The 8,212-nt window shown below is 35.7% G+C and carries 9 protein-coding genes and 1 riboswitch; of the genes, 1 reads left to right on the forward strand and 8 read right to left on the reverse strand.

Annotated elements, in window-relative coordinates; all coding sequences use genetic code 11:
* Positions 1–8 precede the first annotated feature (8 nt).
* The 8 genes from thiC to rplM all read right to left on the reverse strand — a co-directional run bounded on the left by thiC (position 9) and on the right by rplM (position 6,711).
* The gene (thiC, locus tag ACNQF6_RS02640; RefSeq protein WP_417962958.1) at positions 9–1,853 is read right to left on the reverse strand and encodes a phosphomethylpyrimidine synthase ThiC; all 1,845 of its coding nucleotides are present in this window, start codon (positions 1,851–1,853) and stop codon (positions 9–11) included.
* Between the two features lie 186 nt (positions 1,854–2,039).
* The gene (thiS, locus tag ACNQF6_RS02645) at positions 2,040–2,246 is read right to left on the reverse strand and encodes a sulfur carrier protein ThiS (protein ID WP_417962960.1); all 207 of its coding nucleotides are present in this window, start codon (positions 2,244–2,246) and stop codon (positions 2,040–2,042) included.
* A 63-nt stretch (positions 2,247–2,309) separates the two neighbouring features.
* A riboswitch (TPP riboswitch) is annotated at positions 2,310–2,406 on the reverse strand.
* A gap of 37 nt (positions 2,407–2,443) precedes the next feature.
* The gene (locus ACNQF6_RS02650; protein ID WP_417962962.1) at positions 2,444–3,007 is read right to left on the reverse strand and encodes a DNA-3-methyladenine glycosylase I; all 564 of its coding nucleotides are present in this window, start codon (positions 3,005–3,007) and stop codon (positions 2,444–2,446) included.
* Between the two features lie 2 nt (positions 3,008–3,009).
* Positions 3,010–3,663, reverse strand: coding sequence for a queuosine precursor transporter (locus ACNQF6_RS02655; protein ID WP_417962964.1), 654 nt, complete (start codon positions 3,661–3,663; stop codon positions 3,010–3,012).
* A gap of 139 nt (positions 3,664–3,802) precedes the next feature.
* Complete coding sequence (gene tsf / locus ACNQF6_RS02660; protein ID WP_417962966.1) at positions 3,803–4,765, reverse strand: translation elongation factor Ts; 963 nt, start codon at positions 4,763–4,765, stop codon at positions 3,803–3,805.
* A 133-nt stretch (positions 4,766–4,898) separates the two neighbouring features.
* Complete coding sequence (gene rpsB / locus ACNQF6_RS02665; RefSeq protein WP_417962968.1) at positions 4,899–5,696, reverse strand: 30S ribosomal protein S2; 798 nt, start codon at positions 5,694–5,696, stop codon at positions 4,899–4,901.
* A gap of 173 nt (positions 5,697–5,869) precedes the next feature.
* Positions 5,870–6,256 (reverse strand): 30S ribosomal protein S9, encoded by a 387-nt coding sequence (rpsI, locus tag ACNQF6_RS02670; protein WP_039108715.1) that lies wholly within the window; start codon positions 6,254–6,256, stop codon positions 5,870–5,872.
* Positions 6,256–6,711, reverse strand: a complete 456-nt coding sequence (gene rplM / locus ACNQF6_RS02675; RefSeq protein ID WP_073204674.1) for a 50S ribosomal protein L13 — start codon at positions 6,709–6,711, stop codon at positions 6,256–6,258. The genes rpsI and rplM overlap by 1 nt, the downstream gene beginning before the upstream one ends.
* Before the next feature lie 344 nt (positions 6,712–7,055).
* On the opposite strand from rplM, the gene ACNQF6_RS02680 reads away from it, so the two are divergent.
* Complete coding sequence (locus ACNQF6_RS02680) at positions 7,056–8,078, forward strand: LacI family DNA-binding transcriptional regulator (protein WP_417962971.1); 1,023 nt, start codon at positions 7,056–7,058, stop codon at positions 8,076–8,078.
* The last annotated feature ends 134 nt before the right edge of the window (positions 8,079–8,212 follow it).

Genomic DNA, 8,212 nt, shown 5'->3' on the forward strand with positions numbered 1-8,212 from the left:
TAGTAGTTTTAAATGTAAATTTCTTTCCCTTGTTCAATAAACTCTTCTGATTTGGCTGCCATTCCTTTTTCGGCTTCGGCAACATCACGAATTTCTTGTGAGATCTTCATAGAACAAAATTTTGGTCCACACATAGAGCAAAAATGAGCGATTTTTGCACCATCAGCAGGTAAAGTTTCATCGTGAAATTCACGGGCTGTGTCTGGATCTAACGATAAATTGAACTGGTCTTCCCAGCGGAATTCGAAACGGGCTTTGCTCAAGGCATTGTCACGATATTGTGAACCGGGATGTCCTTTGGCTAAATCGGCAGCGTGAGCCGCAATTTTATAGGTGATCACTCCGTCTTTTACGTCCTTTTTGTTAGGTAAGCCCAAGTGTTCTTTTGGCGTAACATAACACAACATCGCACAGCCATACCAGCCAATCATTGCTGCTCCAATCGCAGAAGTAATGTGGTCATAACCTGGAGCGATATCAGTTGTTAATGGTCCTAAAGTATAAAATGGCGCTTCATCACAATGTTCTAATTGTTTGTCCATGTTTTCCTTAATCATGTGCATTGGTACGTGACCAGGACCTTCAATAAATACCTGAACATCGTGTTTCCAAGCTATTTTTGTCAGTTCGCCAAGGGTTTCTAATTCGGCAAACTGAGCCGAATCATTAGCATCGGCAATAGAACCTGGGCGCAAACCGTCTCCTAGTGAAAAGGCTACATCATATTGTTTCATGATTTCGCAAATATCTTCAAAATGTGTGTAAAGAAAGTTTTCTTTGTGGTGATACAGACACCATTTTGCCATGATAGAGCCACCACGGGAAACAATACCAGTAACGCGTTCCGCAGTTAAATGAATGTAACGCAATAAAACGCCGGCATGAATAGTGAAATAAGAAACACCTTGTTCGGCTTGTTCTATCAATGTATCACGATAGATTTCCCAAGTGAGATCCTCGGCCACGCCATTTACTTTTTCTAGCGCTTGGTAAATGGGTACCGTTCCTATAGGTACTGGAGAATTTCGGATAATCCATTCTCTGGTTTCGTGAATGTTTTTACCTGTTGATAAATCCATAATCGTGTCAGCTCCCCAACGACAAGCCCAGACTGCTTTTTCTACTTCTTCTTCGATAGTTGAGGTTACGGCGCTGTTCCCGATATTCGCATTAATTTTCACCAAGAAGTTACGTCCCACAATCATCGGTTCGCTTTCTGGATGGTTGATGTTATTCGGAATAATGGCACGGCCTCTGGCAACTTCGCTACGTACAAATTCAGGTGTGATTTTCCCCACCCCAGCCCTCCCCGAAAAGGAGGGAGTGTTTGCACCCCAACTATTTCCATCGTGTTGGCATTGCATGGCTTTGGTTTGTTCGTTTATTAGCTCCAAGCGTTGGTTTTCACGAATGGCAATGTATTCCATTTCGGGAGTGATGATTCCTTGTTTTGCATAATACAATTGAGATACATTGGCTCCTTTTTTGGCACGCATTGGTTTGTGTAAATATTCAAAACGCAATTCGTTTAGTCTTTCGTCATGCAAACGTTTTTTTCCATATTCAGATGAGATTTCAGTTAATTCTTCCACATCATTACGGTCCAAAATCCATTGTTCGCGAATACGTGGCAATCCTTTTCGAATGTCGATTTCAATATTTGGGTCGGTAAATGGACCCGAAGTATCGTAAACGGTTACTGGCGGGTTTTTTTCTATTCGTCCGTTTGACATTTTAGTATCTGCCAATGCAATTTCTCGCATCGCTACTTTTATGGGATGAAGGATTCCGTCTACGTAAATTTTTGTAGAGTTTGGGAAAGGAGTTCTTGATATTTTTTCTTCGTTATTCATTGTTCAGTAGTTTATGTTTTGATTAGTGTTTGTCTTCTGCTAGGGATAGAAATGGAAAGCTCGTAAAGTGGAAAGCCAAATAAAACAAGGATTAGTGAAGCGACCGTAAGGAAGCTTTGACTAAGACTATGTTTTATAGGATTGCAACTGCGGACTTGAAATGAATAGCCCGCCTGAGCAGCCAAACTATCCTCCTTGTGTTGCAGAGATGATGAGAATGTCGTCGGTTTCTTGTATAAGGTGAGAGTTCCAATCGGATTGTGGAATCACAGTATTGTTAATGGCTACGGCAATTCCGTTTTGTTTTTCGGGAATTTCCAAGTCAAGAAGTGCTTGAACCGTTAGGCTCTTTGCGGCAAAATGTTTTGTTTGGTTGTTGATTTTTAGTTCCATTCCTTTTGAATTTAGTATACAGTTATACTTTAGGAATGGCTACGATGGCACATAAATATGCACGGAAGTCATCTTACTTTTCCCTACGCTAGTATGAACTAGATCAGGTTCAGAGGGTAATTCTCAGCCTACAATGTTGTAGACACCCCTAAAGTGTGGAACAAATATAATGAAAATTATGAATTATGAATTGTAAATTATGAATTTCGTTTCCAACAATTTTCTACATGATCATTGACCATGCCTGTGGCTTGCATGAAGGCATACATAACGGTAGATCCTACAAATTTGAATCCGCGTTTTTTTAGATCCTTACTTATAGCATCAGAAATTGGTGAAGTAGCAGGAACTTCTTTTAAGTTTCTTGGGAAGTTGTTAACAGGTGTGTGATTTACAAAAGCCCAAATGTATTGCGAAAAACTACCAAATTCTTCTTGGATTTTTAGGAAAGCTTGTGCGTTGGTGACTGCCGAATAGACTTTAAGTTTGTTGCGTATTATACCCGCATCTTGCAATAAATCAAGGATTTTATCATCAGAATATTGTGCAATTTTTTTATAATTAAAGTGGTCAAAAGCAGCTTTGAAATTTTCTCTTTTGTTCAAGATGGTAATCCAACTGAGTCCAGCTTGAAACGTTTCAAGTAGCAAAAATTCATATAAAGTAGCGTCGTCATACACGGGAACACCCCATTCTTCGTCATGGTATTTTTTGTACAAATTACTCGAAGAACACCAACCACATCTTATTTTATCTTCCATAATTATTCCTGTTCAGAGGCTAAATAGTTTTTTATTAAATAGTGACCCAGATAAATTAAAGGGGTCAATAGGATTGCAATACCCAGTTTAAAAGTATAACCCGTAAGCGCTGAAGTTAGAAAGGTATCGAAATTTATTTTTCCGGGCAACCAAAAAGCAATTCCTAAAACAATAAAAGAGTCGAATAACTGAGAAATAATAGTTGAACCAGTAGCTCTCAGCCAGATCTTATTATTTCCAGTTTTATTTTTGAAAAACCAAAAAACAGTCACATCGATTAATTGTGAAACTAAAAAAGCAATAATACTTCCCACGATAATCCACATGCTTTGGCCAAAAACAGCAGTAAACTGTGCGTCACTCACCGGACTTATTCCTTTTGCTGCGGGAATGCTTATAGCCAAAAGCAAAATAAGGAAGGAATAGGCAATCAATCCAGCTGTAATTAGGGATAGTTTTTTTACTCCTTTTTCACCAAAATACTCATTGATTAAATCTGTTGTCAAGAAAACAATTGGCCAAGGTAAAATCCCGATACTCATTACAAACGGTCCTATCTGTATTAGTTTTCCACCGATGAGTTCTGCGGTAACAGCGTTAGTAATAAATATTCCGGCTAGTATAACAAAGACAAGTTCTTTTTTGGTTTTAAACATAAAAAATAATTAGTATTCAAATTTAGTTTTTTATTTCTAAAATAAAAATCCCATCTCATTTTTTCAAATAAGATGGGATTTTATATAAATTCGGGTTGTGAAATTCACTAATGTGATTGCTTTCGTTCCTCGCAATAAATTATCCTAAAGTAACTCTTTTGAAACCTGTAATCTCAACGTTGAATCCTTTAACATAATCGCTAACTTTTTTACTGTCATCTTTGATGAAGTTTTGATCTAATAAGGCTTTCTCTTGATCTAAAGTAGTGTTGTCAGAGATGAAACGTTGAACTTTTCCAGGGATAATTTTATCCCAAATTTGTTCTGGTTTGCCTTCGGCTTTTAATTCAGCTTTAGCATCCTCTTCAGCTTGTTTTAAAACTTCTTCAGTTAATTGAGAGAAAGAAATGTATTTAGGAACATTTTTCAATGTTTTTCCTAAACGTTTTGCTTCTTCATTTTCTTTTTCGATGATAGCAATACGAGCAGCAAGTTCAGAATCAACGAAAGATGGGTCAAAATCTTTGTAAGATAATGTATCAGCTCCCATAGAAGCCACTTGCATGGAGATATCTTTAGTTAGAACTTCTGCGTTAGCAACAGGAGTAGAAATAGCCGTTAATGCAGCAATTTTATTGACGTGAACATAAGATCCAACGAAAGCACCTTCTAAAATTTCAAAACCACCAATTTCGATTTTTTCACCGATAACACCAGTTTGCTCGATCAATTTCTCAGCAACAGTCATTCCGTTGAAATCTGAGGCTAAGAATTCTTCTTTAGAGGAGAAGTTAATTGCTTTTTCAACTAATTCTTTAGCTAAAGTTACGAAAGATTCATTTTTACCCACGAAATCTGTTTCGCAGTTTAAAGTGATGATAGCTCCTTTAGTTTTATCAGCATTAATAAAAGATACAGCAGCTCCTTCAGACGATTCACGGTCAGAACGGTTAGCAGCTACTTTTTGTCCTTTTTCTCTAAGGTTTTGAATAGCTTTGTCAAAATCTCCTTCAGCTTCAACTAAAGCTTTTTTACAGTCCATCATTCCGGCACCTGTAGTTTGTCTTAATTTATTAACGTCTGCAGCAGTAATTGTTGCCATGTTGTATTATTTTTTAAGGTTAAAAGTAAAAAATTCCAAGTTTTAAATCCAATTTCCAATTTTATTAAATTATCAACATATTGTTTCTAATTATTTTTGGAGAGGAATTTAAAACTTGGAATTAAATGTTTATTTATTCTTCAGTTGCAGTTGGAGCAGCAGCTTCTACAGCAGGAACTACTTCTACAGCTTCAGTAGTAGGGGCAACAACTTCAGCAGTAGCTTCAGTTTCTTTGTCAGAACCTCTATCAGAAAGTCCTTCAACAATTGCAGCTGTAACTAAAGATAAAATTTTATCAATTGATTTAGAAGCATCATCATTTGCAGGAATTACATATTCTACTTCACGAGGATCAGAATTTGTATCAACCATTGCAAAAACTGGAATGTTTAATTTTTGAGCTTCTTTTATTGCGATATGTTCCGCTTTGATATCAACTACGAACAATGCAGCTGGTAGTCTTGACATGTCAGCGATTGAACCTAAGTTTTTCTCTAATTTAGCACGAAGACGGTCAACTTGCAAACGCTCTTTTTTAGAAAGGGTCATGAATGTACCATCTTTCTTCATTTTATCAATAGTAGCCATTTTTTTTACAGCTTTACGGATAGTTACGAAGTTAGTTAGCATTCCACCAGGCCATCTTTCAGTGATGTAAGGCATGTTTGCAGCTTTTGCTTTTTCAGCAACGATGTCTTTTGCTTGTTTTTTGGTAGCAACGAATAATATTTTTCTACCTGATGCTGCTATTTTTTTCAAAGCGTCATTCGCTTCTTCAATTTTTGCTGCAGTTTTATATAGATTGATAATGTGAATGCCATTACGCTCCATATAAATGTAAGGAGCCATGTTTGGATCCCATTTTCTAGTCATGTGTCCGAAGTGAACACCTGCTTCTAGTAATTCTTTTACTTCTACTTTGTTTGCCATTTTGTTCTAGTTTACGTTCTGTTGATTAGCAATGAATAAATGGCGATTTCTCGGCTTTAAACATTTAGATGCTAAACTATTTCCTACCTCAGTAGGAGAGCAACAACAACTGTTTTTTTAAATTCAATAATAAATGAACGATGTCTTGTCCCATTTGAACAAGACAGGTAATATTAACGTTTAGAGAATTGGAATCTCTTACGAGCTTTCTTCTGACCGAATTTCTTACGTTCAACCATTCTTGGATCTCTTGTCAATAAACCTTCTGGTTTCAATATCCCTCTGTTTTCAGCATTTACTTCACACATAACGCGTGCTAATGCCATTCTTACAGCTTCTGCTTGACCAGTTGAACCACCTCCGTAAACGTTAACTTTTACGTCAAAGTTTGTTACATTTTCTGTCATAGACATAGGTTGTAATACTTTGTACTGTAAAGTTGCAGTTGGGAAGTACGTTTCGAATGCTTTTTTGTTTACAGTGATTACTCCTGTTCCTTCTGAAACATAAACACGTGCAACAGCGGTTTTTCTTCTACCGATTTTGTGAATAACTCCCATTACTTAAGATCGTTAAGGTTAACTGTTTTAGGTTTTTGAGCGCCTTGTTTGTGCTCTGATCCTACAACAACATTTAAATTTCTAAAAAGCTCCGCTCCTAATTTATTTTTAGGTAACATCCCTTTAATAGCTTTCTCTACTAACAATGCAGGATTTTTAGCTTGCAATACTTTAGCAGTTAAAGTTCTTTGACCACCTGGGTAACCTGTGTGACGAATGTAAGTCTTCTCGTCCATTTTGTTACCTGTAAGGTTGATTTTTTCTGAGTTGATAACGATTACGTTATCACCGCAGTCCACGTGTGGTGTGTAACTTGGTTTGTACTTACCTCTCAAAATCATAGCGACTTTTGAAGCAAGACGACCTAAGTTGTGACCATCAGCATCTACAACAATCCACTCTTTTGTAACGGTGGCTTTGCTTGCTGATTGTGTCTTGTAGCTTAATGCGTCCATAATATATTTTTAATTAAACATTCCGTCCCCAATAAAGGGGTTGCAAAAGTACAATTAATTATTTTAAATACAAATACCTTAAATGAATATTTTTTTCTTGTTTTTACTCTGATAATCAAATGGATATTTAAAATAATATTCTAAGATTGAATTTGTGTTTCGTACTTGTTGATGAGTTGAACTCAATATGCTGTCGTTTTGATTTAATATTATTGTACATTTCTGTTTTTTAGGAGCAAATTTTACATTTTATTGGCTATTTTTGTCTTTTAAGTGGGTAATATTCTGCTTATTCATATCTTGTTACTTTTTTACATTATTAAAATTACTTCAAATATCTCCTTATGAAAGCTAAAGCAACTTTAAAACAAATCGCTAAAGAACTCAATGTTTCTGTTTCTACAGTTTCTAAAGCATTGAACGATAGCCCAGAGATTAGTGAGCAGACGAAGATTAAGATTAAAGAATATGCGAAGCTTAAAAATTACAAACCTAACGTCATTGGTCTGAACCTTAAAAACAGAAAAACAAAGACTATTGGTGTTATTATTCCAAATATTTTAAATTCTTTTTTTGCCAAAGTTTTTAGTGGTATAGAAAAAATTGCAGACGAAAAAGGGTATAACGTTATTATGTGTATTTCTAACGAATCATCAGAAAAAGAAGCCCATACGCTGGAGATGTTAAGTAATGGAACCATTGATGGATTTATTGTTTCTGTTTCCGAAGAAGCGCAAAAAAACCAGGATTACGAGCATTTCTCTGCAATCATTAATGATGGAACTCCTATTGTTATGTTTGATCGAATTGCAGACGGCGTTGATTGTGATAAAGTAATTGTTGATGATTTTGATTCGGCTTTAAATTCAACTCAGCATTTAATTGATTTAGGATGTAAGCATATTGCTTTGTTGTCCTCCATTGATAACTTGAGTGTTGGTAAATTAAGAGCTGATGGATATTTGAAAGCATTGGAAAACAATAATATTGCTGTAAACAACAATATTATTTTAAGAACGGATTCTGAAGATGACTTAAAAGATAAAATCAAAAATATATTTGAAAACAAAATAGACGGAATCTTTGCTCTTGAGGAAAATGATTCCGTAGCGGCTTTGCGTATTGCGCTTAAAAAAGGATATAAAGTACCGGAAGATATTTCTATCATTGGTTTTGCTGATGGAATTCTAGCTTCCCGTAGATTGTCCCCAAGTTTAACTACAGTAAGTCAGCACGGAATTGAAATTGGTGAAGTGGCTGCTAAATTACTCATTGACAGATTAGAATCTAAAGAAGAGCATATTCCATATGAAACGGTTGTTATTAAAACAAAATTGAAAGAAAGAGAGTCAACAAGAAAATTGTAGCAACTCATTATAATATAATGTCCCGTCCTAAAAAAGCGATACAGATTATTAGATAAAATTAAAATATTAAACAGTAGCAAAGACGTTTTTGCTACTGTTTTTTGTTTTGTAGGTTCTCATATAAATTATACTTT

Source organism: Flavobacterium pasteuri, assembly GCF_048286615.1.
Taxonomy (GTDB): Bacteria; Bacteroidota; Bacteroidia; order Flavobacteriales; family Flavobacteriaceae; genus Flavobacterium.

Coding starts and splice junctions, on each gene's coding strand:
- tsf (WP_417962966.1), bottom strand. CDS start 4,765: ATGGCAACAATTACTGCTGCAGACGTTAATAAATTAAGACAAACTACA.
- rpsI (WP_039108715.1), bottom strand. CDS start 6,256: ATGGGAGTTATTCACAAAATCGGTAGAAGAAAAACCGCTGTTGCACGT.
- thiC (WP_417962958.1), bottom strand. CDS start 1,853: ATGAATAACGAAGAAAAAATATCAAGAACTCCTTTCCCAAACTCTACA.
- rpsB (WP_417962968.1), bottom strand. CDS start 5,696: ATGGCAAACAAAGTAGAAGTAAAAGAATTACTAGAAGCAGGTGTTCAC.
- ACNQF6_RS02680 (WP_417962971.1), top strand. CDS start 7,056: ATGAAAGCTAAAGCAACTTTAAAACAAATCGCTAAAGAACTCAATGTT.
- ACNQF6_RS02650 (WP_417962962.1), bottom strand. CDS start 3,007: ATGGAAGATAAAATAAGATGTGGTTGGTGTTCTTCGAGTAATTTGTAC.
- ACNQF6_RS02655 (WP_417962964.1), bottom strand. CDS start 3,663: ATGTTTAAAACCAAAAAAGAACTTGTCTTTGTTATACTAGCCGGAATA.
- thiS (WP_417962960.1), bottom strand. CDS start 2,246: ATGGAACTAAAAATCAACAACCAAACAAAACATTTTGCCGCAAAGAGC.
- rplM (WP_073204674.1), bottom strand. CDS start 6,711: ATGGACGCATTAAGCTACAAGACACAATCAGCAAGCAAAGCCACCGTT.